26 protein-coding genes and 1 pseudogene are annotated in these 25,589 nt (G+C 65.9%); 23 read left to right on the top strand and 4 right to left on the bottom strand.

What is annotated here, in order from left to right; all coding sequences use genetic code 11:
• Positions 1 to 23 precede the first annotated feature (23 nt).
• The 3 genes from C6Y53_RS05300 (at position 24) to C6Y53_RS05290 (ending at position 5,509) form a co-directional block, all read left to right on the top strand.
• Positions 24 to 1,352 carry an amidase gene (locus C6Y53_RS05300; protein WP_106471484.1) on the top strand — a complete coding sequence of 443 codons (1,329 nt, stop codon included), beginning with the start codon at positions 24 to 26 and terminating at the stop codon, positions 1,350 to 1,352.
• A gap of 109 nt (positions 1,353 to 1,461) precedes the next feature.
• Complete coding sequence (locus tag C6Y53_RS05295) at positions 1,462 to 2,643, top strand: aminotransferase class I/II-fold pyridoxal phosphate-dependent enzyme (protein ID WP_106471483.1); 1,182 nt, start codon at positions 1,462 to 1,464, stop codon at positions 2,641 to 2,643.
• 16 nt (positions 2,644 to 2,659) lie between these two features.
• The gene (locus tag C6Y53_RS05290; RefSeq protein WP_106471482.1) at positions 2,660 to 5,509 is read left to right on the top strand and encodes a DNA translocase FtsK; all 2,850 of its coding nucleotides are present in this window, start codon (positions 2,660 to 2,662) and stop codon (positions 5,507 to 5,509) included.
• Between the two features lie 64 nt (positions 5,510 to 5,573).
• On the opposite strand, the gene C6Y53_RS05285 is transcribed toward C6Y53_RS05290, so the two are convergent.
• Positions 5,574 to 6,350 carry an alpha/beta fold hydrolase gene (locus C6Y53_RS05285; protein ID WP_106471481.1) on the bottom strand — a complete coding sequence of 259 codons (777 nt, stop codon included), beginning with the start codon at positions 6,348 to 6,350 and terminating at the stop codon, positions 5,574 to 5,576.
• 209 nt (positions 6,351 to 6,559) lie between these two features.
• Between C6Y53_RS05285 and C6Y53_RS21420 the strand changes: the two genes are divergently transcribed.
• Together C6Y53_RS21420 and C6Y53_RS05275 are read left to right on the top strand one after the other, a co-directional pair.
• Positions 6,560 to 6,703: a heme-binding protein gene (locus C6Y53_RS21420; protein ID WP_211299462.1), complete on the top strand. Its 144-nt coding sequence runs from the start codon at positions 6,560 to 6,562 to the stop codon at positions 6,701 to 6,703.
• Positions 6,704 to 6,781: 78 nt separating this feature from the next.
• Positions 6,782 to 7,122: pseudogene (locus C6Y53_RS05275) on the top strand (DAK2 domain-containing protein); the annotation flags it as partial.
• Here the strand turns inward: C6Y53_RS05275 and C6Y53_RS05270 are convergent.
• Complete coding sequence (locus C6Y53_RS05270; RefSeq protein ID WP_106471478.1) at positions 7,117 to 7,563, bottom strand: VOC family protein; 447 nt, start codon at positions 7,561 to 7,563, stop codon at positions 7,117 to 7,119. The pseudogene C6Y53_RS05275 and the gene C6Y53_RS05270 overlap by 6 nt on opposite strands.
• A 144-nt stretch (positions 7,564 to 7,707) precedes the next feature.
• Between C6Y53_RS05270 and C6Y53_RS05265 the strand changes: the two genes are divergently transcribed.
• On the top strand, positions 7,708 to 8,202 hold the full coding sequence (locus tag C6Y53_RS05265; protein ID WP_244614947.1) for a TetR-like C-terminal domain-containing protein: 495 nt from the start codon (positions 7,708 to 7,710) through the stop codon (positions 8,200 to 8,202).
• 76 nt (positions 8,203 to 8,278) lie between these two features.
• On the opposite strand, the gene C6Y53_RS05260 is transcribed toward C6Y53_RS05265, so the two are convergent.
• A complete protein-coding gene (locus C6Y53_RS05260; RefSeq protein WP_149615462.1) occupies positions 8,279 to 8,647 on the bottom strand; it encodes a hypothetical protein in 369 nt (122 codons plus the stop codon).
• A gap of 80 nt (positions 8,648 to 8,727) precedes the next feature.
• Here C6Y53_RS05260 and C6Y53_RS05255 point away from each other — a divergent pair, with 80 nt between their 5' ends.
• From C6Y53_RS05255 to C6Y53_RS05215, 9 genes are all read left to right on the top strand, one after another.
• Entirely contained in the window at positions 8,728 to 9,282 is a 555-nt protein-coding gene (locus C6Y53_RS05255; protein WP_106471475.1) for a TetR/AcrR family transcriptional regulator, read from the top strand.
• A gap of 51 nt (positions 9,283 to 9,333) precedes the next feature.
• Complete coding sequence (locus tag C6Y53_RS05250) at positions 9,334 to 9,873, top strand: carboxymuconolactone decarboxylase family protein (protein ID WP_106471474.1); 540 nt, start codon at positions 9,334 to 9,336, stop codon at positions 9,871 to 9,873.
• A gap of 117 nt (positions 9,874 to 9,990) precedes the next feature.
• Entirely contained in the window at positions 9,991 to 10,629 is a 639-nt protein-coding gene (locus C6Y53_RS05245; RefSeq protein ID WP_106471473.1) for an SOS response-associated peptidase, read from the top strand.
• Between the two features lie 100 nt (positions 10,630 to 10,729).
• Positions 10,730 to 11,572: a putative hydro-lyase gene (locus C6Y53_RS05240; protein WP_106473968.1), complete on the top strand. Its 843-nt coding sequence runs from the start codon at positions 10,730 to 10,732 to the stop codon at positions 11,570 to 11,572.
• 29 nt (positions 11,573 to 11,601) lie between these two features.
• Positions 11,602 to 12,642: a TRAP transporter substrate-binding protein gene (locus C6Y53_RS05235; RefSeq protein ID WP_106471472.1), complete on the top strand. Its 1,041-nt coding sequence runs from the start codon at positions 11,602 to 11,604 to the stop codon at positions 12,640 to 12,642.
• A gap of 16 nt (positions 12,643 to 12,658) precedes the next feature.
• Entirely contained in the window at positions 12,659 to 13,192 is a 534-nt protein-coding gene (locus C6Y53_RS05230; protein WP_106471471.1) for a TRAP transporter small permease subunit, read from the top strand.
• The gene (locus C6Y53_RS05225; RefSeq protein ID WP_106471470.1) at positions 13,189 to 14,469 is read left to right on the top strand and encodes a TRAP transporter large permease; all 1,281 of its coding nucleotides are present in this window, start codon (positions 13,189 to 13,191) and stop codon (positions 14,467 to 14,469) included. The genes C6Y53_RS05230 and C6Y53_RS05225 overlap by 4 nt, the downstream gene beginning before the upstream one ends.
• 10 nt (positions 14,470 to 14,479) lie before the next feature.
• Positions 14,480 to 15,133, top strand: coding sequence for a DUF2848 domain-containing protein (locus C6Y53_RS05220; protein WP_106471469.1), 654 nt, complete (start codon positions 14,480 to 14,482; stop codon positions 15,131 to 15,133).
• A 142-nt stretch (positions 15,134 to 15,275) separates the two neighbouring features.
• Positions 15,276 to 16,145, top strand: a complete 870-nt coding sequence (locus C6Y53_RS05215; RefSeq protein ID WP_106471468.1) for a LysR family transcriptional regulator — start codon at positions 15,276 to 15,278, stop codon at positions 16,143 to 16,145.
• A gap of 29 nt (positions 16,146 to 16,174) precedes the next feature.
• Here C6Y53_RS05215 and C6Y53_RS05210 read toward each other — a convergent pair whose 3' ends face one another.
• Positions 16,175 to 17,377 carry an amidase family protein gene (locus C6Y53_RS05210; protein WP_211299461.1) on the bottom strand — a complete coding sequence of 401 codons (1,203 nt, stop codon included), beginning with the start codon at positions 17,375 to 17,377 and terminating at the stop codon, positions 16,175 to 16,177.
• A 522-nt stretch (positions 17,378 to 17,899) separates the two neighbouring features.
• Here C6Y53_RS05210 and C6Y53_RS05205 point away from each other — a divergent pair.
• The 8 genes from C6Y53_RS05205 to C6Y53_RS05170 all read left to right on the top strand — a co-directional run bounded on the left by C6Y53_RS05205 (position 17,900) and on the right by C6Y53_RS05170 (position 25,586).
• Entirely contained in the window at positions 17,900 to 19,525 is a 1,626-nt protein-coding gene (locus tag C6Y53_RS05205) for an AMP-binding protein (RefSeq protein WP_106471466.1), read from the top strand.
• Between the two features lie 26 nt (positions 19,526 to 19,551).
• Positions 19,552 to 20,424 carry a DMT family transporter gene (locus tag C6Y53_RS05200; RefSeq protein ID WP_149615460.1) on the top strand — a complete coding sequence of 291 codons (873 nt, stop codon included), beginning with the start codon at positions 19,552 to 19,554 and terminating at the stop codon, positions 20,422 to 20,424.
• A complete protein-coding gene (locus tag C6Y53_RS05195) occupies positions 20,421 to 21,062 on the top strand; it encodes a TetR/AcrR family transcriptional regulator (RefSeq protein WP_106471464.1) in 642 nt (213 codons plus the stop codon). Before C6Y53_RS05200 ends, C6Y53_RS05195 begins: the two co-directional genes overlap by 4 nt.
• On the top strand, positions 21,055 to 22,704 hold the full coding sequence (locus C6Y53_RS05190; RefSeq protein ID WP_106471463.1) for an amidohydrolase: 1,650 nt from the start codon (positions 21,055 to 21,057) through the stop codon (positions 22,702 to 22,704). The genes C6Y53_RS05195 and C6Y53_RS05190 overlap by 8 nt, the downstream gene beginning before the upstream one ends.
• Positions 22,701 to 23,405, top strand: a complete 705-nt coding sequence (locus C6Y53_RS05185; protein WP_106471462.1) for a CobW family GTP-binding protein — start codon at positions 22,701 to 22,703, stop codon at positions 23,403 to 23,405. The genes C6Y53_RS05190 and C6Y53_RS05185 overlap by 4 nt, the downstream gene beginning before the upstream one ends.
• Positions 23,351 to 23,584 carry a CobW C-terminal domain-containing protein gene (locus C6Y53_RS05180; RefSeq protein ID WP_244614946.1) on the top strand — a complete coding sequence of 78 codons (234 nt, stop codon included), beginning with the start codon at positions 23,351 to 23,353 and terminating at the stop codon, positions 23,582 to 23,584. The genes C6Y53_RS05185 and C6Y53_RS05180 overlap by 55 nt, the downstream gene beginning before the upstream one ends.
• 132 nt (positions 23,585 to 23,716) lie before the next feature.
• Positions 23,717 to 24,634 carry an MBL fold metallo-hydrolase gene (locus C6Y53_RS05175; RefSeq protein ID WP_106471460.1) on the top strand — a complete coding sequence of 306 codons (918 nt, stop codon included), beginning with the start codon at positions 23,717 to 23,719 and terminating at the stop codon, positions 24,632 to 24,634.
• A gap of 4 nt (positions 24,635 to 24,638) precedes the next feature.
• Positions 24,639 to 25,586 (top strand): MBL fold metallo-hydrolase, encoded by a 948-nt coding sequence (locus C6Y53_RS05170; protein ID WP_106471459.1) that lies wholly within the window; start codon positions 24,639 to 24,641, stop codon positions 25,584 to 25,586.
• Positions 25,587 to 25,589 lie beyond the last annotated feature (3 nt).

The following is a 25,589-nucleotide window of genomic DNA, read 5'->3' as shown; positions in this document are numbered from 1 at the left end:
GGAAAACGCGAAAGGACGGGTGCATGTCGAACTGGTTGACGATGACGGCGGGGGATCTGGGGCGCGGCATCGCGGCGGGCGACATCGACCCGGTCGATCTGGCGCAGGCCTATCTGGATGCCATCGCGGCCCATCCGATGAGCGACCGCATCTATGCCCGCGCGACCCCGGGCCGCGCCCTGGCCGAGGCCCGCGCCGCCCGCATCCGCGCCCGCACCGGGCAGCGGCGTTCGCTGGTCGATGGTGTTCCGATAAGCTGGAAAGACCTGTTCGACAGTGCCGGCATCGTGACCGAGGCCGGGTCGGACCTGCTGAAGGGGCGGGTGCCCGACCGGGATGCCCCGGTGCTGCGCAACGCCACCGCGATGGGCGCGGTCTGCCTGGGCAAGACCCATATGAGCGAACTGGCGTTTTCCGGGCTGGGGCTGAACCCGGTCAAGGCGACATCGCCCTGCGTCAACGACGCCGGTGCCGCGCCGGGCGGGTCGTCCTCGGGGGCGGCGGCATCGGTCGCGTTCGGGCTGGCCGCCTGCGGGATCGGGTCGGATACCGGCGGATCCGTGCGGGTGCCGTCCGCGTGGAACGATCTCGTGGGGTTGAAAACCACCGCCGGCAGAGTGCCCCTGGACGGTATCGTGCCGCTCTGTCCGAAATTCGACACGGTCGGGCCGCTGGCCCGCAGCGTCGAGGATGCGGCGCTGTATCTCGCCCTGCTGGAAGGCGGGCAACCGGCCGACCTGCGCGGCGCGCGGCTGGACGGGCGGCGGCTGGCGGTGCTGGAAACCGTGGCGCTGGATGACCTGCACGATGCCCCGCGGGCGGCGTTCGACGCGGCCTGCACCAGGCTGGAACGGGCGGGCGCGCGGCTCGAGCCGTTGCAGGTGCCGGAACTGTCCGATGCGCTGGCGCTGTCGGGCGTTCTCTATACCACCGAGGCCTACGGGCAGTGGCGCGCGGCGATCGAGGCCAGCCCCGACGCCATGTTCCCCGAGATACGCGACCGGTTCCGGCTCGGCGCCAGCCATTCCGGGCCGGATTATGTCGCCGCCTGGGCCGCGCTGGACCGGGTCCGCGCCACTTGGCGCCGCGCCGTGGCGGGGTTCGACGCCGTGCTGTGCCCCACCGTGCCGACCGTGCCGCCGCAGCTGGACCGGCTGGCCTCGGACCCGGACTATTACAAGTCCCAGAACCTGCTGGTCCTGCGCAACACCCGCATCGGCAATCTGATGGGGCTGAGCGCGCTGAACCTGCCGACGGGCACGCCGTCCTGCGGTCTCTGCCTGATGGGTGCGCCGATGGGCGAAGAGGCATTGCTGAGGCTGGGTGCCGCGGCCGAACGGGTGCTGGCCTGAAAGCCACAACTGCCGGGACTCGCCTGCCTTTTTCTGGACGGGGCGGGCGTGCGTCTGTAATCTGGACGAAATCCGGGGCGAACAACGACCCCGACCTGAGGCAGTTTCGATGGATTATCCCGAGCGGTTTTCGAACCTACCGGACTATGCGTTCCCGCGCCTGCGCGCGCTGCTCGACGGGCATTCGCCCGGCGGCGAGGTGCGGCATATGTCCATCGGCGAACCGCGCCACCCGTTCCCGCCCTGGATCGCGCAGGTGATCGCCGCGAATGTCGCGGGCTTCAACAGCTATCCGCCCAACAACGGCTCGCCCGAGCTGCTGGGCGCGATCGCGGCCTGGCTGTCGCGCCGCTACGGCGTTTCGGTCGATCCCGACCGCCAGTTGATGGCGCTGAACGGCACCCGCGAGGGGCTCTACAACGCGGCGATGGCACTCGGGCCCGAAAGGAAAGGCGGCCAGCGCCCGGCGGTGCTGATCCCCAACCCGTTCTACCAGGTCTACATGGTCGCCGCGCTGTCGGTGGGGGCCGAACCCGTCTATGTCCCGGCCACCGCCGAAACCGGTCACCTGCCCGATTTCGCGGCGCTGCCGGGCGAGGTGCTGGACCGCACCGTGATTGCCTATGTCTGTTCGCCCGCCAATCCGCAGGGGGCGGTGGCCGGGCGCGATTACTGGCGCGACCTGCTGGCACTGGCGGAGAAACACGATTTCCGCATCTTCGCGGATGAATGCTATGCCGAGCTCTATCGCGGCGACCCGCCGCCGGGCGCGTTGCAGGTGGCCGCCGAAACCGGGGCCGACCCGGAACGGGTGCTGGTGTTTCATTCGCTGTCGAAACGGTCGAACCTGCCCGGCCTGCGGTCGGGCTTCGTTGCCGGGGGACCGGACAGCATCGCCCGCATCCACCAGCTGCGCGCCTATTCCGGTGCGCCGCTGCCGACGCCGCTGCAGGCCGCCGCCGCGCGGGCCTGGGCGGACGAGGCGCATGTCGAGGACAACCGGGCGCTCTACCGGCGGAAATACACGCTCGCGGATGAGGTCTTTGGCGGTGTGCCGGGCTACCTGCCGCCACGGGCCGGGTTCTTCTTGTGGTTGCCGGTCGAGGATGGCGAGGCCGCAACGCTGAAGCTGTGGCGGGAAACCGGGGTGCGGGTGTTGCCCGGCGCCTATCTCGCGCGGGGCGAGGGCCGGGACAATCCCGGCAAGGGATATATCAGGGTCGCGATGGTGGCCCCAATGGACGAGACACGGCGCGGGCTGAGTGACCTGCGCGACTGTCTCTACGCGTAGGGAACGAGGGTAAGGTATGGCATATCAGACACGCAGCCGGGATCCGCTTCTGGACAGCAACATGCAGGAGGCACTGGAGCGGCGGGGCCGGGAACTGATCGGTATCGCCATGATCTGCTTCGGGCTGGCCGTGGCGGCGATGATCTGGTCCTACAGCCCCGACGACCCGAACTGGATGGTGTCGACCGATGCGCCGGTGCAGAACTGGCTGGGCCGTGTCGGAGCCTCGGTCGCGGCCCCGCTGATCATGATCGCGGGCAAGGGCGCCTGGGGCATCGCGCTGGTCGCGGTGATCTGGGGGCTGCGGTTCGCGCTGCACTGGCATGCGGACCGGGCCGTGGGGCGGCTGATCTTTGCCCCGATCGCGATCGCGCTGGCCTCGGTCTATGCGGCGACGCTGGTGCCGGGCGCGGGCTGGCAGGCCACCCACAGCTATGGGCTGGGCGGGCTGTTCGGCGACACCGTTCTGGGGGCGGCGCTGACGCTGCTGCCGCTGGGATCGCAGATGGCGGTCAAGCTGATTTCATTCCTGCTGGGGGTCGGCCTGCTGGCGCTGGGCGCCCATGTGACCGGCTTTACCCGGCCCGAAATCGCACGCGGGCTGCGGTTCTGCCTGGTCAGCCTGGTGATGGCCTACGGGCAGTTGATGACGCTGCTGGGCCGTGGCGCCGCGCAGGCGGCGCAGGCGGCCCGCGACCATCACGCCGCGCGGGCCGAACGCCGTGCCGCCGAAGCCGGGGACATGGCCGGGGACGAGGACGATCTGCCGGACTGGTCCGACCCGTCGGCGCCCTCGGTCCTGGCCAAGGTGCCGTCCTTCATCCGCCGGCCCGAAACCATGCCCGAGCCCGAACTGATCGAACCCGAATTCACGGTCGAGATCGACGAGCCCAGCGGCGACCGCATCCGCGACCGGATCGCCAACGCGATTCGCGCCCGCAAGGGCGAACCCGAACCGGATCCGGCGCTGCCCCTGACCAAGGGGCGAGGGCGGCGGCCCGAACCGCTGGTTCTGGATCCTTCGGCGGGCCGGGCGCGGGTCGAACCGCCGGTCTATGCCGGTGCCGAGCCGCAAGAGGCGACAGCCCCCGTCGATGCGCCCAGCGCGCCGCCCAGCGATCCTCCCGGTGATCTTTCCGGCGATCTTCCCGGCGAACCTTCCAGCGATCCGCAGCCGCGGGTATCGGTGCAGGATGATGCGCTGCCATTGTCCGAGCCCGAACCCGACCCGATGCCGATCCCGGTCGCGGGGCCGCGCACGGTCGTGATGAACCCGCCGCGCAAGACGGCGGCGCTGTCCACCCGCGCGATCTCCGAGGCACAGCCGGGCCTGGCCTTTGACGAAACGGGCGAGGCGTTTGAACTGCCGCCGCTCAGCCTGCTGACCAACCCGGTCAGCATCCAGCGCCATCTGCTGTCGGACGAGGCGCTGGAGGAAAACGCCCGGATGCTGGAAAGCGTGCTGGACGACTATGGCGTCAAGGGCGAGATCGTCAGCGTCCGCCCCGGCCCGGTCGTGACCATGTATGAACTGGAACCCGCGCCGGGCCTGAAGGCGTCGCGCGTGATCGGTCTGGCCGACGACATCGCCCGGTCGATGTCGGCGCTGTCGGCGCGTGTGTCCACCGTTCCCGGCCGGTCGGTGATCGGGATCGAACTGCCGAACGAGAACCGGGAAAAGGTCGTGCTGCGCGAGATACTCGCCAGCCGCGAATTCGGCGACGGCAACCGCAGCCTGCCGTTGGCGCTGGGCAAGGATATCGGGGGCGACCCGGTGGTGGCCAACCTGGCCAAGATGCCGCACCTGCTGATCGCGGGGACCACCGGTTCGGGCAAATCCGTCGCCATCAACACCATGATCCTGTCGCTGCTCTACAAGCTGACGCCCGAGGAATGCCGGCTGATCATGATCGACCCCAAGATGCTGGAACTGTCGGTCTATGACGGTATTCCGCACCTTCTGTCGCCGGTGGTGACCGATCCGAAAAAGGCGGTCGTGGCGCTCAAATGGGTCGTGGGCGAGATGGAGGACCGCTATCGCAAGATGTCGAAGATGGGCGTGCGCAACATCGCCGGCTATAACGGCCGGGTAAAGGATGCACTGTCCAAGAACGAAATGTTCTCGCGCACGGTGCAGACCGGGTTCGACGACGAAACCGGCGAACCGGTGTTCGAGACCGAGGAATTCGCCCCCGAGAAACTGCCCTATATCGTGGTGATCGTGGACGAGATGGCCGACCTGATGATGGTCGCGGGCAAGGAAATCGAGGCCTGCATCCAGCGTCTCGCGCAGATGGCGCGGGCATCGGGCATCCACCTGATCATGGCCACGCAGCGGCCCTCGGTCGACGTGATCACCGGCACCATCAAGGCCAACTTCCCGACCCGGATCTCGTTCCAGGTGACGTCCAAGGTGGACAGCCGGACCATCCTCGGCGAAATGGGCGCCGAACAGCTTCTGGGCATGGGCGACATGCTCTACATGGCGGGCGGGGCCAAGATCACCCGCTGCCACGGGCCGTTTGTGTCCGACGAAGAGGTCGAGGAGGTGGTCAGCCATCTCAAGAGCTTTGGCCCGCCGGAATATGTCGGCACGGTGCTGGACGGCCCCGATGACGAAAAGGCCGACGATATCGACCTGGTGCTGGGGCTGGGCGGCAACACCAATGGCGAGGACGCGCTCTATGATCAGGCGGTGCAGGTGGTGATCAACGACCGCAAATGCTCGACCTCCTACATCCAGCGCAAGCTGGCGATCGGCTACAACAAGGCCGCCCGCCTGGTCGAGCAGATGGAGGAGCAGGGGCTGGTGTCAGCCGCCAACCATGTCGGCAAACGCGAGATCCTGGTGCCCGAACCGCAATAGGGCCGACACGGGGCAACCCGGATAGGGCGGTGACACGGCCGGCTCGGCGAATGATGCCGGCCGTTCACGGATGCTGCTTGTCCAGAAACTGCCGCAAGCGTTCCACGAATTCCGGGCGCGCGTCGATATGGATCGAGTGACCGGCCTCCAGCCGGGCGAACTCGGTGCCGTCGCGCCTTTCCGCCATGGCTTGCAGCTCTGCCCGGTCGCAGACACGGCTTTCGCTGCCGGACAGGACCAGGGCGGGGCAGCGGCTTTGCAGCCAGACGTTCCAGTGGTCGCCGTTGGTTGCCTGCTCCGACAGCAGGAATTCGGCCGGATCGAAATTGAGTGTCCAGCCGTCCTTTGTGCGGCGGATGGAACGCTGCAGATAGGGCGCCAGTCGCGGGCCAAGCCGGTCCTCCAATGTTTCGCGCAGCCGGAAGGTTCCGCTCCAATGGGTGACGAAGGGTGTGGAATCATCCTGGATGTTCACCCCGATATCTTCGATGATCATCGCGGAAACCCGCTCCGGGTGCGCGGCCGCCAGATGATAGGCGACGATACCGCCAAAGGAATGACCCAGGACCGGAACCGGCGCGGCGATGGCAAGATGCGCCAGCAGCGCGACCGCATCGCCGACATAGGCGGCCATGTGGTGCGCGGCCCCGTGGTCGGTTTCGCCAAAGCCGCGCTGGTCGAGTGCGATCACGCGCCATTCGGGCGAAAGATCGTCGGCAACCTCCGTAAAGTCGGACGCCCCCATCCAGTGGCCATGAAGCGCGAGCAACGGCTTGCCGTCACCGCCGGCGTCGAGGAATGAAAAGACCACGCCATCGCGCTCGAAGCTGTGTCTGCGCATGTATTCACCTTTCGTTCCGGCCTCGCATACTGGCCGCATCGAGGTGAGGCAACCCCGCGAACCAAATCCGGGTGCGATGGACTCGTTTTCCTCGAAAAGCTACTGTCGCAGCGGGAAACGGGCGTTTGGCAGGTTCCGGGGCGTTTCATACAGGCCCGGGCGCGTATCCCTGACGAGGATCATCTGCGTATGGATCGTGGTTGTGTTTCGTGGCCATTACGGGCGGTTTGCCGATCACGACATCCGTTGGGGCCGTCATCGGCGGCATCGGGGTGAGCGGCGCCAGCAGCGACGAAGACGTGCAATGCGCAAATCTGGCCTGTCGCACCTTTGGCCGTATGAATGCGGGGTAATCCAACGTGATCCTTGTGATGCCTGGTTTTCAGGAACCGGCAAGATCATGGAAGAAGTCTATGCGGGTGAAGATCACGTTGCTGGATCGCCTGGACGATTTGCCCTTGGCCGATCTCGGGCAGTTGCTGCCCGCGATCAGCCGCGAATTGAGCCAGACGATGGGGGGCTCGTCGGGCGTGATCCTGGCGATCGTACCATGATCGACGCCCTGGCACCCGCCCTGGAGGGCCTTCGGGACGGGCTGCAGGCAGCCGCCTCGCATGCGAGAACCGGTGCCATGTCGACCGCGCGGATGTTGACGGCGAATGCCGGGCGGGCGTCCTATGTGACTGCCGCTCAGCTCAGCGGCAATGTCGATCCCGGTGCCGAAGCCGTTGCCCGGCTCTTCGAGCGGCTGGCGGCCACCCGCTGCTCATGAGGCGGCTTCTTCGTCCCAGCGCCGCTGCATCTCGTCGGGGTGCAGTTGCTCGATGGTTTGCGACAGTCTCCACCGGTGGCCGAACGGGTCCTGCACCATCGCGTTGCGCTCGCCGAAGCTCTGGTCGGTGGCGGCGCGCAGGATCGTCGCGCCGGCCTCGACGGCGCGGGCGAGGTCGGCATCGACCGCTGTCGTCGACAGGTGCAGCGTCACCGGCGAGCCGCCGATCGTGTCGGGGCCGAGCGCGCCGAAATCGGGATACTCGTCGGCGAGCATGATGGTGCTGTCGCCGAATTTCAGTTCCGCGTGACCGATCCTGCCATCGGAGGGATCGGTCATGCGAAATATCTCGGTCGCGCCGAAGGCCGCGATGTAGAATGCGATGGCGGCCTTGGCATCCCTTGCGATGATATGGGGTATGACTGTCGTGATCGAAGACATGGGGTGTCCTTGCGTATCTACATTAATTACGTTACGTCACGTTACATAATGAGTCAAGATCAACCGAACCCCAGGAAACCGCGCGGGCGCCCGCCCAGCAAGACCGCAAGGAAGCGGGCCTTGTCGGTGGCGCATGAAATCCTCATGAATGACGGCTTCGGGCGCCTGTCGATCGAAGCGGTGGCCGCGAGGTCAGGGGTCGGAAAGCCGACGATCTACCGCAACTGGGCGAATGCCTGCGAACTTGCCATGGCGGCGCTGATGATGGCCGGACCGGTGGAGCCTGCAGAGCCGGGCGGCACCCTGAAATCCGGCCTGACCGCACAGATGAGAACGCTGGTGACGGCCTTTGCGACGACGCGCGGACGGCAGATCACCATGGCCCTGGCAGCGGCCGATCCGGAAAGCGAGATGACCAAGGCGTTCCGCAACCAGGTGATCCTGTCGAGCCGGGAAACCGGGCGCGGTCTGATCGAACGCGCGATCCAGAAGGGCGACATCGCCCGTCCGGCCGATCTCGAGGTCGTGCTGGATGTCATCTACGGCCCGGTCTTCTATCGTCTGCTGGTCGGGCATCGGCCGCTCGACCAGGGTTTCGCGGATCACCTCGTGGCCGCCGCTCTCAGGGTTCTGGAGTAGGGCGTGGATACCGGGGCTGACCCTCGGGGAAAGCGCCCGCATTTGGGCCACGGCAATCTCGGGGCTTTGGGTCCACCTATTCGATCAAAACGCAGACCAGCAGGATCGTGATCGGCAGGAAAAAGACCCAGGACAGGTGCCGCCCCCGTGAGGCGATGATCGCGGCGCAGGCCAGCATGCAGCTGGCGATCGCCAGGGTCAGGAGCGTTGCATGGATCGCCCGCGACGGTTCCGTGGCGATCGTCCAGAGCACATAGGCCTGGGCCCACCAGAAGACGGTCAGCGCATGCCAGCCGAAAAACAGCGTCAGCCGCGCATTTCGCTGGCTGCCCAGAATGCTGGGAAAGTCCGGTCGGGCCAGAAGCGGGGAGATGAGCCGGAGGCCTCCGAGGAAACTGTGCATAGCCCCCACGAGGACCAGGCAAATGGCTGCGGCTGAGAGCATCTTGGTCTCCTTTTCATGTCTGTGCCCAGAACCATACAGTTCTGTCTTGTCAAATCAATACACATCTGTATGGTTGGCGCATGACAAAACGCCTTACCCGGGATGACTGGATTGCACATGGGCTCGTCGTCCTTCGGGACAAGGGCCACGAGGCGCTCAAGGCCGAGCCGATGGCCAGCGCGCTCGGGGTGTCGCGCGGCAGTTTCTATTGGCATTTCCCTTCGCTCGGTGACTTTCACGGTGCCATACTCCGGGCCTGGCGCAGCGCGACGACCGAGAGGGTCATCGCGGATCTCAAGGGGCTGCCGCCGGGCCGGGATCAACTCGCGACCCTGATTCAGCGTGCAATCGGGAACCCGCAGGTGATCGAGAAAGCCGTCCGCCGCTGGGGCGGTGTCGACCCGCTGGCCGCGGCCTGCGTCCGAGAGGTCGATCAGCTCAGGTTCGACTATCTGGATGAGCTGTTCCGGAACGCGGGCGCAACCGGGGACGAGGCTGCCGCCCGCGCCACGCTGCTGACCTGGGCATTCATCGGCCGCACCTTCGCGCCTGATCTGGTCGCCGGTCTGCAAGGGGCCGCCATTGACGATCTGACGATGCTTCTGCTTGGGCGCGAGCAGGAAGACCAGTCATGAGGTCGGGAAAATCACCCGAGACGGCATGGTAGCAGGAGAGGCGACACCGGCATGACCCTTCATCGGTTGATCTCGTTCCTGATTGGCCGGGCCGAAAAACGGCTCGGCGTGACGCTCGACTACACTCGGGAAATCGCCGGGACAGACCTGAGGCTCTTGTTTCGATACAACAGGATCTTCGGATTTCTCGATCCCAACAACAATGTGCCGGTCGATGCCTATCATGTCGCGCGTCTCCGCGGTGCTCTTGCCGCCGATTGCGGGGAGTGCGTTAAGGCCGAGATCAATCTGGCCAGGTCCGCCGGCCTCTCGGCCCAACTGCTGGATCAGGTGGTTTCCGGGCAATATGCGACCCTGCCCGCGGGGCTCGCCGCGGTCGCCACGCTGGCCGACAGTGTCGCCGGGCTCAGGGCGGACAACATGGAGGCCCGCGAGATCGTCCGCGCCCAGTATGGCGATGCCGGTCTGATCGAACTTGCCTTTGCAATGAACGGCGCGGCCTTGCTGCCGGGCATCAAGCGGGCGATGGGATACACAACGGCCTGCGATCCCGGTCTGGTCCGGACGTTGGTGGCCGATCAGGGCCGGTAATTTCCGCGTAAGTCCGGGCTGCGTTTACGGCCTGTTGCCGGGCACCCGGCAGAACCCGGCGCGAGTTGCGGTTGCGAAACAGGTGCGGCGCGCCCGCCCCGGCGCTACTCTGCCGCCATGTGCGGAAGATTCGTTGATCCCAACCTGCGCAGCGCCGGGCTGGATACCTCCTGGCTGAAGATCGACCCGTTCGAGGGCTGGCAGCGGCGCTTCAACGTGAAGCCGACGCAGGACATCGTGCTGCTGACGCCCGATCTCCGCCCCATGATTGCCCGCTGGTGGCTCGTGCCGTCCTGGCACAAGGGCGCGCTGTCCGACTGGAAGGCAACCACGTTCAACGCCCGGATCGAGGATGCCGCCACCAAGCCCACATTCCGCGCGGTCTGGAACAGGGGCCGCTGCCTGATCCCGATGGCGGGGTATTATGAATGGACCGGCACCAAGGGGCGCAAAACGCCCCATTTCATTCGCGGCACCGGCAACGAGGAAAACCTATACGCCGCCGGGCTGGCATCCCGGTGGGGCGACCTGTTGACCTGCACGATGCTGACACGGGCGGCCAACGAAAGCGTGGCCGATATTCACCACCGGATGCCGGTCATCCTCGACACCGCGGAACGCGAAACATGGCTGACAGGCGGCGGCGATCCGGCCGGGCTGGGGGAAAAGGCCGGCCTCACCCATCATCCCGTCCGCCGGTTCGGTCGGGACGATGACGGGCCGGACCTGATCGAGGAATTTGCCGCAGACCCGTGACCGCTGCTCAGTATGATCGCGTGATGCGATCAAAACTGATACAAAATGACAGTTACCGCTTATACCTGAAATCGTGCAACGATGTCCTATGGAAAACACCATGGATTCGATTCCCCTGCACAAACGGGTGACGCATGATCAACTTGCGGCCATGCCGGTCGGGCAGGTCAGGCAGGCGCTGCGGGAAAATGCCTATGCCGGACATACGGCCGGGCTGTGCAATGGCAGGCTGCAATGCAATCTGGTGATCCTGCCCGCGGCAGATGGCGAGGATTTCCTCGGGTTCTGCGAGGCCAACCCGGTTTTCTGCCCGCTTGTGGGCGTGTCGCAACCCGGCAGGCCGCAGATTGACAGGCTCGGCGCCGAGATCGACCTGCGCACCGATTTGCCGCTGTTTTTCGTCTATCGCCCGGGGCAGGCCGTCGAGCGGCGCCAGGACATAAAGGCCCTGTGGCGCGAGGATCTCATGGCGTTCGCCGTCGGTTGCTCCTTCACCTTCGAGCACGCTCTGATGCGCGCCGGGATCGGGATGCGCCATGTCGAGAACGGCGTGACGGTCCCGATGTTCCGCACCAATATCGCCACGCGGCCCGCTGGCCGCTTTGCCGGACCGGCCGTGGTCAGCATGCGGCCTATCCCCGAAGGCGATGCAGACCGGGTCAGGGACATCTGTGCCCGGTTTCCACATGCGCATGGCGCACCGATCCATATCGGCAACCCCGGCGACATCGGGATCGCGAATCTGAACAGACCGGATTGGGGCGAAGCGGTGCGCCTGCGCGATGGCGAGGTGGCTGCCTTTTGGGGCTGCGGGGTGACGACGCAGGTGGCGCTGTCCGGCGCCGCCCCCGAGATCGCGATCACCCATGCGCCGGGTGCGATGCTGATCACCGACGCCGACGAGACCGACCCGAACGTCCTGATACCCATTGAATCGCAATGATCAAACCAAGTTCAACAAGGAGAAAACCCATGAAACGCACCATCGGCCTCGCTGCCGCCGCCCTCGTCCTGCCGGGATTTGCCGCCTTCGCGGCGGAAGAACTCGCCGTTGTCGGCAGTTGGAGCGGCCTGCCGCTGCACAAGGAATACGAGCGGCCATTCTGGGAAGAAAAGCTGCCGGCGGCCAGCGATGGCGGCATCACCGTCAACCTGACCACCCATGACCAGATGGGCATCAATGGTGGCGACGTGTTCCGGATGCTGGGGCAGGGCGTGTTCGATGTGGGCATGACCGTGGCTGATTATGCCGTTGCCGATTCGCCCGCGCTGGAAGGGCTCGACGTGCCGCTCATCGCCACCGATGCCACCACGGCCAGGAAGATGGTCGATGCCGCCCGCCCGCTGGTCGACGACATCTATGCCGAGATCTTCAATGCCAAGGTGCTGGGGGTCGCGCCCTATCCGCCGCAGGTCGTGTTCTGCAATGGTGAGATCGGGTCGCTCGCCGACCTTCAGGGCAAGAAAATCCGTGCCTCGGGCCGCCTGACCGGCAAGCTGCTCGAGGCGCTGGGCGCCGAGGCGGTCAGCGTCAGTTTCGGCGAAGTGCCGGGCGCGCTGCAGAAAGGCGTTGTGGACTGCGCGGTGACCGGTGCGGGCTCGGGCTACAGCGCCGGCTGGTGGGAGGTATCGACCCACCTGATGCCGATCCCTCTCGGTGGCTGGGACCCGGTGGTGATCGCGATGAACCTCGACAGGTGGAACAGCCTGGACGCCGAAACGCAGGCCCTGATCGAAACTTCCGTCGCCGACGAACTCGAATCCCCGGCCTGGGCCAGCGCGCAGACCGCGCTCGAAACCGACGTGGCCTGCCTGACCGGCAATGGCGAATGCCCGGGCGAGACGCGCGGCATGACGCTGGTCGCAGCCACCGAGGCCGACGAGCAGAGGGCGCGGGATATCCTGACATCCGAGGTTCTGCCGGACTGGGCCGCGCGTGCGGGCGGTGACTGGGGCCAGCGCTGGAATGACGCGGTCGGTGCCGCCACCGGTGTTCAGATCCCGCTGGAATGAGCCGGAGTATCCGACGATGACCACGACCCTCTCGTTGCTCAGGACCCTGAACGAAAAACTGGCGATTGCCGCTGGCCTGCTCTTGCTGGCCAGCGTGATGATCACGCTGTTCGACATCGTCGCCAGACCGCTGGGCCTGTCGCTGGGCGGAACCGATGAACTTTCGGGTTATGCCATGGCGATCGTGACGAGCTGGGGCGTGAGCTATGCCCTCACCTGTCTTGCCCATGTGCGTATCGACCTGCTGCGGGAACGCGGGACCAAGGCGGTGCGGGCGTGGTTCGACGCGGTGTCGATCCTGTCGCTGGCGGGTGTTGCGGTGACGGTGGCCTATCGCGGCTGGCCGGTGCTGGAGAAATCCATCCAGAGCCATTCGCGGGCCAACACGACACTGGAAACCCCGCTGTGGATCCCGCAATCGCTGTGGATGGCGGGCTGGGCGTGGTTCGCGTTCTCCGCCGTCATCCTGGCGGTTTCGGTCTGCATGTTCCTGGCGGGCGGCCGCCATGACGACATCGACGAATTCGCCGGATCGCGAGGTGAAGCATGATCCTGTTCACATCCGCGGGGCTGCTCGCGCTGCTGGCGCTGTCGATCCCGGTCGGCATCGTTCTTTTCCTTCTGGCCTTTGGCATCGACACGTTCTTCAGCCCGTTTCCGCTGATGCGGGGGCTGGGCCAGGTGGTCTGGTCGTCGTCGAACAGCGCCACGCTGATCGCGATCCCGTTCTTCATCCTGCTGGGCGAGCTGCTGGTGCGCAGCGGCATAGCCCGGCGGACCTATTCGGCGCTGGAATCCTGGGTGTCGTGGCTGCCGGGCGGGCTGATCCACGCCAATATCGTCACGGCGACTCTGTTCTCGGCCACCTCGGGGTCGTCGGTAGCCACCGCCGCCACGGTGGCCTCGGTGGCGACGCCGCAGGCCGACAGGTTGGGCTACGATCCCAGGCTGTTTTCCGGCGCGATTGCCGCGGGTGGCACGCTGGGCATCATGATCCCGCCGTCGATCAACCTGATCGTCTACGGTTTCCTGACCGAGACCTCGATACCGAAACTGTTCGTCGCCGGTCTGATCCCGGGCTTTGCCCTGGCGCTGCTGTTCATGGCCGTGACCGCGGTCTTCTGCGGCATCAAGCCGTCGCTGGGCGGGCCGGGGATCTCGGCAACATGGGGCCAGCGGTTCGCCGGGCTGGTGGATCTCGTCCCGCTGCTCGGGCTGTTCGGCGTCATCGTCGGGTCGATCTATGCCGGCTGGGCCACCCCGACCGAAGCCGCCGCCGTCGGTGTCGCCATGGCGTTTGCCATCGCCGCAATGCAGCGCGCGGTCACCTGGGACATGGTCGTGGCCAGCCTCAAGGGCACGGTGCGCACCACCGCGATGATCATGCTGGTGGTGATCGGGGCCTATGTGCTGAATTTCGTGCTGGCCGCCGCCGGGGTCAGCCGTGCCCTGCAGGATTTTCTCGGCGGGCTGGGTCTCGGGCCGCTGGCCACGCTGCTCATCATCGTGGTGATCTACATCGTGCTGGGCTTTTTCATCGAGACGCTGTCGCTGATGGTCGGCACCATCCCGATCATCGTGCCGATCATCGTCGAGCTCGGCTATGACAAGCTGTGGTTCGGCATCCTGATGATCATCCTCGTCGAAATGGCGCTGATCACGCCGCCGGTCGGGCTCAACCTGTATGTGGTGCAGGGGGTCCGGAAATCGGGACCGCTGACCGACGTGATGCTGGGCGTGATCCCCTATGCGCTGGCGATGCTGGTCATGGTCGGCCTGCTGATCCTCTTCCCCGTCATCGCGCTTTATCTTCCGCAGCATCTCTAGGAACGTCGCAATGAGAATTTCGCAGGCTGATCAGCCCTTTGACATAACGATCGATCATCTCTTCGTGGCCGGCTGGACCGGGCGCGACGGTGCCGCCGTGCGGCACCATATCGACGAGTTGGCCGATCTCGGCGTGGCGCCGCCGTCGCAGGTCCCGCTCTATTACCGGGTGTCGCATGCGCTGCTGACCCAGGCCCCGGTGATCGAGGTGCTGGGCGAGAGCAGTTCCGGCGAGGTCGAGCCGCTGCTGATCCGGCAGGGCGGCAAGACCTGGCTGGGTCTCGCCTCGGATCATACCGACCGCGACCTCGAAGCCCATTCGGTGGCGGCGTCCAAGCAGGCCTGCGCGAAACCTATGGCCTCCGGGGTCTGGGATGTCGACGAACTGCGCGACCGTCTCGACAGCCTGGTCCTGCGCTGCGAGATCCGCGAAAACGGTGACTGGGTCACCTATCAGGACGGGACCCTGGCCTCGATCCGCCCCTTGCAGGATCTGATGACAGGCGCCGGACTGGGCGACAACGCGGCCATGCTCTGCGGCACGCTGGGTGCCATCGGTGGCGTGCGGCCGGCCTCGGAATACCGGATGCGGATGGAAGACCCTGCAACCGGCCGCCAAATCGCGCTCGAATATGCGGTGAGAACGCTTCCGATCGTCGCCTGAACTGCGCAGGGCGCCGGTACCGCATCGCGTGGCGGGAGGCCTTGCCTGACGGGCCGGAACGGTCCGGACCTGCCGATTGCCACGGGGCAGCACGGTGCCATACTGGTCGGCAGGCGCGCGCGGGCGACAGGTGGAGTGCGACATGACCCTCGATCAACTGGTTACCTTCCTGTGGGTGTCGCGTCTCGGCGGTGTGCGCCGCGCCGCGCAGGAGATGAACATCTCGCAACCCGCCGTCTCGGGCCGCATCGCCGCGCTGGAGCAGTCGCTCGGCACCCGCCTGTTCGACCGGTCGCAACGCGGGGTGACGCTGACCAAGAAAGGCGTCATTCTGCGCGATTATTCCGAGAAGATTCTCGATCTTGTCGAGGGGATCAAGGCCGATATCATCCCGGCCGAGGCCGAAGACAGCCTGCTGCGCATAGGCGTGGCCGAGACCATCGTGCATCTCTGGCTGCCGGCCTTCCTGTCGGCGCTCTATGAAAGATATCCCAGGATCCGGGTCGAGATTGTCGTCGATGTCACCAGCATCCTGCGGCAGCAGCTTCTGGAGCGGACGATCGACCTTGCCGTGCTGATGGGGCCGGTATCGGAATACACGGTTGACAACATCGCCCTGCCCAGTGTCGCGCTGGCGTGGTTCCGACCGGCCAACCGGCCCGATCCCGATCTGCGGACGACGCCGGTGGTGACATACAACCGCAACTCGCGGCCCTACCGCGACCTGCGTCGGCAGCTGATCGACCGGTATGGTCATTCCACCCAGATATTCCCGACCAGTTCGATCCATGCCGGGCTGGAAATGGTGGCCTCGGGCATCGGGGTCGGGCTTTTTCCGCAGCATTTCGCGGAACATCTTGTCCAGCAGGGGCGCATAGAAATGTTCGACCCCGGCTGGCGGCTCGACGACCTGCGTTTCACCGCCTCGTATCTCGGGGAACCCCGCAACGAACTCAGCGCCCGGGCGGCGGAGATCGCCCTGGCCAGTGCGACGGATTTCATGACCGGCTGACCGCCGGTCGCCGGGTCGCCTGACGGCGGCTACAGGCTGCCCAGCGTTTCGGCCATGGCAACCAGCATCGCATCCCGGCCCGGGGCCGCGGTCAGCATCAGCCCCGCGCCGGGGTGGCTGGTGACGGGGATGCTGACCGAACAACCGTCGATCACATTGCCGAAACTGGTGTTTCGCAAGGCCAGAAGGTTGATCCGGTCAAAGGTCGCATCGTCCTGCAACGCGTCGAGCCGGGGCGGCATGATGGCGACGCTGGGCAGGGCCAGGGGCATCTGATCGAACAGGCGCCCGGCCTCGCGGATCAGCCCCGCGCGCATGTCCAGCGTCCGGGCATAGTCGATGCCCGATACCCCGTCTGCCCGTGCCATCCGCGCCGCCACCCGGGGATCGAGGTCGCCGCGCGCCTCATCATAGTCCCGGCCATGATTGGCGCGGGATTCCACCGCCGAGAAATGCCAGACCGGCAAGGCCCGATAGCGGTCGAAGATATCGAGAGACAGCCGCCGGACCGCCACGCCCGCATCGCGCAAGGCCGCAAGCGCGGTCTCGAAGGCGTCGGCCACTTCGGCGTCCAGCTCATCCATGCCGAAATTTTCGGGCACGATCACGCCGCGCGGCATCGGGGCTGGCGGCAGGTCCGCATCGCGCAGCACGTTCAGCACCGGGCGGAGCAGGCCGGCATCGCGGGTCATGACGCCGACGCTGTCCAGCGACTGCGACAGCGGCACCGCGCCGTCCCGCGGGATCGACCGGGCCGTCGGCTTGAACCCGAAGAGCCCGCAAAAGGCCGCCGGAATGCGGGACGATCCGCCGGTATCCGTGCCCAGCGCGATATCCGCGACGCCGCGCGCCACGGCGGAGGCCCCGCCCGAAGTCGATCCGCCCGCGATGCAGCCTTTGCAAAGCGGCGTCAGCGGCGTGCCGTAATGCGGGTTCAGGCCGAGGCCGGAATAGGCGTATTCCGTCATGTTGGCATGGCCGATCAGCCCGGCCCCCGCCGCTCTCAGCCGCGCGACCGCCTCGGCATCCGCCACGGCCGGGGCGGCGGTTTTGCGCACGACCGTTCCGGCGCGGGTGACATGGCCGCGCACGTCGAACAGGTCCTTGACCGCGACGGTCAGCCCCGACAGCGGGCCGTGCTGCGACACCGGGTCGTCGAAGACGCTGGTGAAATCGGGCGCGGCCGCCTTGGCCCGGGCGGCATCGAGAAGGGATTGCGGTGTCTGTGTCATGGTGTCTGCCCTCAGATGATCCGTTGCGCGATCCAGATGGCGATACAGTATCTCGCCCATCCAGATAAAGAGCGGCAGCGCGGCCAATGTCGGGTTTGACGATCATGCATCATGTTGGCCACGGCTGCGCCGCGCCGCCCGGTTGCACCGGATGTTTCGCCGTGACCCAACGTCATGGGTCGTCGCCCAAGAATTGAAATTGAATTTTTATTCAAATTGAGCAAGGCCGATCCCGGAGCTTCGGAACACACCCAACGGTGCCGGAGGCGGGGACGGGTTGAGGAGCCCGCCGAGACAGGGAGGACACCCATGCTACGAACGCTTGCACACACGGCTGTCGCGGTGGCGATACCCGCCGCCAGCATTGGCGGGACCGGGTTGCACACCATCCCCATCGCGTAGCCGGGCACCGAACGGAAACCCCGGCCCCGGATCGGCAGATTGCGTGTTCGGCACGGCGGTGAGGCGACCGTGCCCCTCCGGCCACGCAACCATCAGCAAAATCAAACAGAGGAAAATCGAATGGAACGGATCTGGCAGAAACACTATGGCAGGATGCCCCATGAGGTGGATTACGAAAACGACGGGTCGGTGGCCGACCTGATCGAGCGGTCGGTGGAAAAATTCGCCGACCTGCCGGCGGTCAACTCTTTCGGCACGACGCGGAGCTATGCGGAGATCGGCAGGCTCAGCCGCGATTTCGCCGCCTACCTGCAGAACGGGCTGGGCCTGACGAAAGGCGACCGGGTGGCGATCATGCTGCCGAACATCATCCCGTTCCATGTCGCCTCATTCGGCATGATCCGCGCGGGCATGGTGCAGGTGAACGTGAATCCGATGTATACGCCCCGCGAACTGGCGCATCAGCTGAACGATTCCGGTGCCGAAACCATCGTCATCGCCTCGATGGTGAGCGGCACACTGGGCGCGGTGCTGGACCAGACCGGGGTCAAGAACGTGATCACCGTCGATCTGGCCGACCTGACCGCCGCCCCGATCCCGCCCGCGCCGGTGCATGCGGCGCTCGGCGATGCGGTGAAGCTCACCGACGCGCTGGAGCAGGGCGCCGGCATGGATTTCGACCGGCCCGACATCACCCAGGACGATCTGCTGTTCCTGCAATATACCGGCGGCACCACCGGCCTCAGCAAGGGCGCGGTGCTCAGCCATGGCAACCTCGTGTCGAATGTCGCCGTCTATGACGCGCTGGCCGGACATATCACCGAAGAGGGCCGGGAAATCGTGATCACGCCGATCCCGATCTATCATATCCTCGCGCTGATGGTGAATTGCCTGAGCTACTGGCGCTATGGCGCGCTCAACGTGCTGATCGCCGATCCCCGCGACATGGCCGGGTTCGTGAAGACCCTCGGCCAGTTCAAGTTCACCGCGATGACCGGCGTGAACACGCTCTATAACGGTCTTCTGCACACGCCCGGTTTCGCGGATCTGGATTTTTCGTCGCTCAAGGTCTGCTGGGGCGGCGGTGCGCCGATCCAGGAGGCGGTGTCGAACAGGTGGTTCGAGGTCACCGGCGGGCATATCCGCGAAGGCTATGGGCTGTCGGAAACCTCTCCGATCGTGTCGATGAACCTCGTTGACCGCAACGAATACACCGGCACCATCGGCATTCCGGTTCCCTCCACCGACATCTCGCTGCGCGACGATGACGGCAACGAGGTCGGCTTTGGCGAGGAAGGCGAATTGTGCGTGAAAGGCCCGCAGGTGATGAGCGGGTATTGGAACCGCCCCGATGCCACTGCCGAGGTGATGACCGGGGACGGCTATTTCCGCACCGGCGACGTGGCGGTGATGGACGAGGAAGGGTTCTTCCGCATCGTCGACCGCAAGAAGGACATGATCCTGGTGTCCGGTTTCAACGTCTATCCCAACGAGATCGAGGGCGTGGTCGCGCTGATCCCCGGCATCGTAGAGGCGGCCTGTATCGGCGTGCCGAACGACCGCACCGGCGAGGCCGTCAAGGTGTTTGCCGTTCGCAGCGATGACAGCCTGACCGAGGACGCCGTGCGCATGACCTGCCGCGAAAAGCTGACCAGCTACAAGGTGCCGGCCTCGGTGTCGTTCGTCGGCGAACTGCCGAAATCCAGTGTCGGCAAGATCCTGCGCCGCGAATTGCGCAGCGCCTGAGCATGGGCGCGGCGAAGACATCCAACATGCTGCCTTTTGCCGTGATGGCACTGGCCGCAACGGGCCTGACGCTGGCCGATTTCTTCATCAAGAAATCGGCCATGGCGGGTGTGTCCATCGCCGCGCTGCTGCTGTTCGGCTGGCCGCTCACCACCGCCAGCCTGATGCTGGTGGCGCATCTGCGGGGCGGTATCCGGCACCATCTCTATCCGCATGCGCCGAAACAGCTGCTGGTGCGGAGCTTGCTGCTGCTGGTCATGTCGGTGCTGAACATCACCTCGCTGTCGCTCAACCCCTATGCCCAGCATGCGATGCTGTTCCAGCTCTCGCCGATCTTTGCCCTGCTGATCGGGGTTCTGTTTCTGGGCGAGCGGCTGACCGGGCATGTGGCGCTGGTGCTGCTGGCCTGCCTGGCCGGCACCTGGCTGATCCTCGATCCGGGACTGGCCGGAATATCGGCGGCGCTGCTGTTCGCGGCGGGCGGGGCGCTGTCGAATGCGGTCACCAACACCTATGTCGCGGTCAACCGCGAGGCGGCAACGCCGATCGGCTTCACCTTCTGGGCGGTCAATGGCGTGGCGCTGCTGGCGGCCCTCTACTGGCTGGGTTTCGATCGCGGCGTGCCGGCGCCGGGCGCCCAGATCTGGATACAGCTGAGCGCATTGCTGGCGGTGGTCGGAATAACCCTTGCCGGTCTTGCCATGCAGCTGGCGCGCGGCAATATCGGACGGGTCAGCATCATGCTCTATGTGCAGATGCCGGTGGCGCTCGCGCTGGGCTGGCTGGCCTTTGGCGAACGCCCGCCGCAGCTTGCGGTGCTGGGCGGGGCGATGATCGTTGTCGCCGGGGCCTCGATCCCGCTCTTGCGGGAAAAACAGCGGGAGATGGCGGACGGATGAGCAATCCCACCACCAGGGCCACCCGGCCCGTCAAACAGGCCCGCACGATCCGGTCCGAGCGGCGCCTGCTGGATGCGGCCGAGGCGCTGTTCGCGGACCAGGGCTATCAGGCCACCCGGGTCACCGACATCATCGACCGGGCGGGCTGTTCGACCGGCACCTTCTACAACCGGTTCGGCGACAAGGACGGGCTGGCGCGGGTGATGATCCATGAATTCGTCAGGGACTCCCGTGCCGAGATCGACGCGCTGGATCTCGGCCGGGCGGTTCACGGCGACCTGCGCGCGATGCTGCGGTTTCTGGCCGAAACCTCCCATGACATGATGAACCGGCGGCTGGGGGTCTATCGCGCGTCGCAGCGACTGACGACCCTCGGCGCGGATCGCAGCGTCTATACCGGGATGCTGGTGGCGCAGCTCGAAGAGCGGGTCACGGCCCATCTGGACGACTACCGCGACGAGATCGCGGCTCCGGACAAGGCGGCCGCGCTCGGATACGCGGTGCAGCTGATCATCATGGTCATGTTGCAGACACGGCTTGGCGCGGGCCCGCTGTTCCCGAAAGGCAAGGACGAACTCGCAGATCTAACGGTGCAGGCCGCGATGGGCCTGCTAACACAGGAGAAACCAGATGAGTAAGATCGCGGTATTCACGGCAAAGCGCATCCACACGATGAGCGACAGCGCGCCCGAAGCGACCGCGGTCGCGGTGCGCGACGGGGTCATCCTCGAAGCGGGCACGCTGGAGAGCCTCGAACCCTGGCTGGCGGCCCATCCGCATGAGATTGACCACCGGTTCGCCGACAAGGTGATCATGCCCGGCTTCATCGACCCGCATCTGCACCCGTCCATCGGTGCGATACTGGCCCCGACAACCTTCATCACCGCGTTTGAATGGAAGTTCCCGGGCCGCGATGTCCCGGCAACGCGCGGACACGAGGCATATCTGGCGGCGATCGAAAAGGCGGTGGCCGAGGATGACGGGTCAAAACCGATTTTCGTCACCTGGGGCTATCACCAGATCTGGCACGGCGATGTCACGCGAACCCAGCTCAACGCCATTTCCAGCGAACGGCCCATCCTGGTCTGGCACCGGTCGTTCCACGAGGTCATTCTCAACGACGCCGCCATCGACCTGCTCAGGATCGACCGCGAGGTGATGGACAGCCACCCGCAGATCGACGCCGGGAGCGGACGGTTTTCCGAGATGGGCGGGATGGTTGCGCTCGAATGTCTGAAACCCTTTCTCTTTTCGCCCGACTGGTTCAGTGAAGGCCTGGCCACGATGCACGACATCCTGCATGCAGGCGGCCATACTACCGTCGCCGACATGGCATGGGGCATTTTCGACTACGAGGGCGAATGGACCGCCTTCAATCAGGCGATGGAAACGGACAAGCCGCCCTATCGGGTGATGATGATCCCTCGTGGCCTGCCCGAACCGGAACTCACCGGCGCGCCCGAGGACGCCTTTGCCCGCGTCGAGGCGCTCACCGACCGGGGCACCGCCCGGCTGTATTTCGACCGGCATGTCAAGCTCTTCACCGACGGCGCGTTCTTTTCCGAGATGATGCAGATGGCCGATCCCGGCTTTATCGACGGGCATCACGGCGAATGGCTGACCGCGCCCGACCAGTTCGAGGCGATTGCGCGACCCTACTGGAACGCGGGCTACCGCATCCATGTGCACTGCACCGGGGATCTGGGGGTGGAGCTTGCGCTCGATGTGCTGGAAAAGCTGCAATTCGAGCGGCCGCGTTTCGATCACCGCTTTACCATCGAGCATTTCGGCGTGTCGACCGAAGAGCAGGTGCGCCGGATCCGTGCGCTCGGGGCGGTGGTATCGGCCAATGTCTACTACCTGCATGAACTGGGCGAGGCCTATTGGCGCAAGTCCATCGGCCATGAACGCGCCAGCCAGATGGCGCGGCTGGGGTCGCTGGCGCGCGAGGGTGTGCCCTTTGGCCTGCATTCCGATTTCACCATGGCCCCGGCGCATCCGCTGACCAGCGTCTGGGTGGCGGTGAACCGGTTCGGGGAAAGCGGCGCGGTGCTGGGCGAAAATGAACGGGTGTCGGTGCATCAGGCCCTGCGCGCCATTACCATAGACGCCGCCTGGGTCATGGGGCAGGAGGCGTCGATCGGGTCTATCCGCTCGGGCAAGAAGGCCGATTTCACCGTGCTGGACGAAGACCCCTACGAGGTCGATCCGGCCCGCCTGAAAGATATCGGCATCCATGCCACCGTGTTCGAAGGCGCGGTGCACGAGCTGGCCGGATGAACATCCCCGTCGTAATCGTTTCCGGCTATCTGGGGGCCGGCAAGACGACCCTGATCAACCAGTTCCTGCGCGAGCCGCAGGGGCTGCGGGCGACGGTGCTGGTCAACGATTTCGGTGCCATCAATATCGACGCGGCGCTGATCGAGAACGCAGATGGCGAAACCATCGCCCTGACGAATGGCTGCGCCTGCTGCACGATCGGCAACGACCTGCTGGGCGCGGCGCGGCGGGTGGCAGAGGCCCGCCCCGATCTGCTGATCGTCGAGGCCAGCGGCGTGTCGGAACCGGGGCGGCTTGCGATGCTGCTGCGGGGTGTTGGGGCGCTGGCTCCGGCGCGTATCCTGACGCTGATCAACGGTGCGCGCGCACGCAGCAATGCGACCGACAAATTCGTCGGTCGGCTGTTTGTCTCGCAGATCCGCAATGCCCATTTCATCTCGGTCAACCGGGATGAGGGCCAGCGCGATTTCGTCCGGCGGCTGATCGAACAGCATGCGCCCGGGACGGCGGAGATTGCCGGGATTGCTCAGGCGTTCGGCCCTTGTCCGCGTCGCACCCTCCTGCACCGTCGGAGGAGCTTGCGCCGGCCAGCTTTGCCACCCGCGTGCTCGAACAGACCGAACCGGTTTTGCCAGCGGCGCTGGAAATGTGGTGCAAGGCGCTGCCGGATGACGTGCATCGCGCCAAGGGCATCGTGCTGACACCGGACGGGCCGGTGCGGCTCGATGTTGTCCAGGGGCTTATCACCCTGACGCCGATACCCGACAGTGCGATGCAGGTAGCGGGCAGGATCGTGGTGATCGGCCCCGAGGCCCTGAATTCCCTGCCCGGATTGGCCGGATTTGGCGACAGTCAGCCCATGGGGGCGCAATCAGGCTGAGGCCCGCCGCAGGATGCCCCCGGCGTATGTCATGTGCCGGGGCCTGCGGATGTGGTTGTCGAAAAAGGTTGAGATCGCGCGGGTGACTGGCTTAGATCCGTGAAGCCGGGTTCGGGGAGGAGGTCGGGCGAGATGCGGATTGACAGGCGCGGATTTCTGGGTGGATTTCTGGGCGGGCTGGGGGCGGCGGCCGGGATCGGCGGGGCGTCGCTTGCCGGCACCGTGACCCGGCTGAAAGAGGTCGAGGTCACCACGCTCAGCGACGGCAATCTCGTCCTGCCGGGGGACATGGTCTTTGACGGCCTGCCCGAAGAGCCCCTGGCCGCGATCCTGGCCCGGCACGACGTGGCGCGCGACGAGGTGCATCCGCCCTGCAACCTGACGCTGATGCGGGACGGCATCCGCTCGGTACTGTTCGACGCCGGCTCCGGGCCGGCCTTCATGCCGAGCGCGGGCAGGCTGGAAACCGCGCTCGAGGCGGCGGGGCTGGGGCCGGGCGACATCACCCATGTGGTGTTCACGCATGGCCATCCCGATCACCTGTGGGGCGTTCTGGACGATTTCGACGATCTGCTTTTTGCCAACGCGGATTACCTGTTCGGACAGGTCGAATGGGACTACTGGCGCGATCCCGCCACCGTGGACCGGATCGGCGCATCCCGCGTCGCTTTCGCGGTGGGGGCGCCGCGGCGGATGGACGCCATCGCGGAGCGGTGCAGTTTCTTCACCGACGGGCAGGAGATCCTGCCCGGTGTCATGGCCCATGCCGCCTTTGGCCACACGCCCGGTCACATGGCGTTCGAAATCCGGTCGGGCGGCGAGGCGCTGATGGTCGTCGGCGATGCCATCGGCAACGGCCATGTGGCATTCGAACAGCCGGACTGGCCGAGCGGTTCGGACCAGGACGCGGACCGCGGGGCACAGACCCGGCGGCGTCTGCTGGACCAGCTGGCGACCGACCGCATCGCCATGATCGGCTTTCACCTGCCCGGCGGCGGCCTCGGACGGGTCGAACGCATGGGCGATGCCTACAGATTTACCGAGGAGTGACACGATGATCCGACCCCTGATCCTGGCCGCGGCGCTGACGGCAGGCGTGGCCTCGGCCAGCGAGGATATCGCCGACAAATATCCCGGCTCGATGCTCTACGACAAGCCGGTGGAGATCGTTCCCGGCGTCTTTTCGGCCATCGGCGCCACCGCGCCGCCGACCTATGAAAACTCGGGCCACAACAACAATCTCAGCTTCATCGTGACCGGTGACGGGGTCGTCGTCATCAATGGCGGTGCCGCCTATGGGCTGGCCCGCGCGCTGCATGACGAGATCCGGCAGATCACCGACCAGCCGGTGAAGCTGGTGTTCAACGAAAACGGCCAGGGTCATGCGGTGCTGGGCAACAGTTACTGGGCCGAACAGGGCGTCCCGATCGTCGCGCATGAGGATGCCGCACGCGTCGTCGAGGAAACCGGCGGCACGATCCTGGAGGGCATGAAACGCTATAACGTGGACAAGGCCGAGGGCACCCGGATACAGATCCCGACCGAGACGTTCAGCGACGAACATATCGTCGAGATGGGCGATTTCCGGATCGAGGCGCGCTATCTCGGCCCGGCGCACAGCCCCGGCGACATCGTGATCTGGCTGCCGCGACAGAGCCTCGTGATCGCGGGCGACATGGCCTTTCACGAACGGATGCTGCCGATCTTTCCCGATACCGACACGGCGGCCTGGATCGAGACCTGGGACAGCGAATTCGAGGCGCTGAATGCCACCTATGTGATTCCCGGCCACGGTCACCCCACCAATATGGACCAGGTGCGGCGCTATACCCGCGATTACCTGATCTACCTGCGGGCGCGGATCGGCGAGCATCTCGACGCGGGCGGCGATCTGTCCGATGCCTATTATGTCGACCAATCGCCCTATCGGCACCTGGACACGTTCGAGGAACTGGCCACCAAGAACGCGGGCCGGGTCTATGAGCAGATGGAATTCGAGTAACGG

Source organism: Pukyongiella litopenaei, from assembly GCF_003008555.2.
Taxonomy (GTDB): Bacteria; Pseudomonadota; Alphaproteobacteria; order Rhodobacterales; family Rhodobacteraceae; genus Pukyongiella; species Pukyongiella litopenaei.
This window is presented reverse-complemented; position numbering and strand designations above follow the sequence as displayed.

What these genes read in the sequence shown, in the direction of transcription:
- C6Y53_RS05295 (WP_106471483.1), top strand. Translation starts at nt 1,462, where the DNA reads ATGGATTATCCCGAGCGGTTTTCGAACCTACCGGACTATGCGTTCCCG.
- C6Y53_RS05265 (WP_244614947.1), top strand. Translation starts at nt 7,708, where the DNA reads ATGAATGACGGCTTCGGGCGCCTGTCGATCGAAGCGGTGGCCGCGAGG.
- C6Y53_RS05185 (WP_106471462.1), top strand. Translation starts at nt 22,701, where the DNA reads ATGAACATCCCCGTCGTAATCGTTTCCGGCTATCTGGGGGCCGGCAAG.
- C6Y53_RS05200 (WP_149615460.1), top strand. Translation starts at nt 19,552, where the DNA reads ATGCTGCCTTTTGCCGTGATGGCACTGGCCGCAACGGGCCTGACGCTG.
- C6Y53_RS05255 (WP_106471475.1), top strand. Translation starts at nt 8,728, where the DNA reads ATGACAAAACGCCTTACCCGGGATGACTGGATTGCACATGGGCTCGTC.
- C6Y53_RS05225 (WP_106471470.1), top strand. Translation starts at nt 13,189, where the DNA reads ATGATCCTGTTCACATCCGCGGGGCTGCTCGCGCTGCTGGCGCTGTCG.
- C6Y53_RS05270 (WP_106471478.1), bottom strand. Translation starts at nt 7,563, where the DNA reads ATGTCTTCGATCACGACAGTCATACCCCATATCATCGCAAGGGATGCC.
- C6Y53_RS05290 (WP_106471482.1), top strand. Translation starts at nt 2,660, where the DNA reads ATGGCATATCAGACACGCAGCCGGGATCCGCTTCTGGACAGCAACATG.
- C6Y53_RS05170 (WP_106471459.1), top strand. Translation starts at nt 24,639, where the DNA reads ATGATCCGACCCCTGATCCTGGCCGCGGCGCTGACGGCAGGCGTGGCC.
- C6Y53_RS05260 (WP_149615462.1), bottom strand. Translation starts at nt 8,647, where the DNA reads ATGCTCTCAGCCGCAGCCATTTGCCTGGTCCTCGTGGGGGCTATGCAC.
- C6Y53_RS05240 (WP_106473968.1), top strand. Translation starts at nt 10,730, where the DNA reads ATGGATTCGATTCCCCTGCACAAACGGGTGACGCATGATCAACTTGCG.
- C6Y53_RS05180 (WP_244614946.1), top strand. Translation starts at nt 23,351, where the DNA reads ATGTGGTGCAAGGCGCTGCCGGATGACGTGCATCGCGCCAAGGGCATC.
- C6Y53_RS05235 (WP_106471472.1), top strand. Translation starts at nt 11,602, where the DNA reads ATGAAACGCACCATCGGCCTCGCTGCCGCCGCCCTCGTCCTGCCGGGA.
- C6Y53_RS05205 (WP_106471466.1), top strand. Translation starts at nt 17,900, where the DNA reads ATGGAACGGATCTGGCAGAAACACTATGGCAGGATGCCCCATGAGGTG.
- C6Y53_RS05285 (WP_106471481.1), bottom strand. Translation starts at nt 6,350, where the DNA reads ATGCGCAGACACAGCTTCGAGCGCGATGGCGTGGTCTTTTCATTCCTC.
- C6Y53_RS05300 (WP_106471484.1), top strand. Translation starts at nt 24, where the DNA reads ATGTCGAACTGGTTGACGATGACGGCGGGGGATCTGGGGCGCGGCATC.
- C6Y53_RS05230 (WP_106471471.1), top strand. Translation starts at nt 12,659, where the DNA reads ATGACCACGACCCTCTCGTTGCTCAGGACCCTGAACGAAAAACTGGCG.
- C6Y53_RS05250 (WP_106471474.1), top strand. Translation starts at nt 9,334, where the DNA reads ATGACCCTTCATCGGTTGATCTCGTTCCTGATTGGCCGGGCCGAAAAA.
- C6Y53_RS05190 (WP_106471463.1), top strand. Translation starts at nt 21,055, where the DNA reads ATGAGTAAGATCGCGGTATTCACGGCAAAGCGCATCCACACGATGAGC.
- C6Y53_RS05195 (WP_106471464.1), top strand. Translation starts at nt 20,421, where the DNA reads ATGAGCAATCCCACCACCAGGGCCACCCGGCCCGTCAAACAGGCCCGC.
- C6Y53_RS05175 (WP_106471460.1), top strand. Translation starts at nt 23,717, where the DNA reads ATGCGGATTGACAGGCGCGGATTTCTGGGTGGATTTCTGGGCGGGCTG.
- C6Y53_RS05245 (WP_106471473.1), top strand. Translation starts at nt 9,991, where the DNA reads ATGTGCGGAAGATTCGTTGATCCCAACCTGCGCAGCGCCGGGCTGGAT.
- C6Y53_RS05215 (WP_106471468.1), top strand. Translation starts at nt 15,276, where the DNA reads ATGACCCTCGATCAACTGGTTACCTTCCTGTGGGTGTCGCGTCTCGGC.
- C6Y53_RS05220 (WP_106471469.1), top strand. Translation starts at nt 14,480, where the DNA reads ATGAGAATTTCGCAGGCTGATCAGCCCTTTGACATAACGATCGATCAT.
- C6Y53_RS05210 (WP_211299461.1), bottom strand. Translation starts at nt 17,377, where the DNA reads ATGACACAGACACCGCAATCCCTTCTCGATGCCGCCCGGGCCAAGGCG.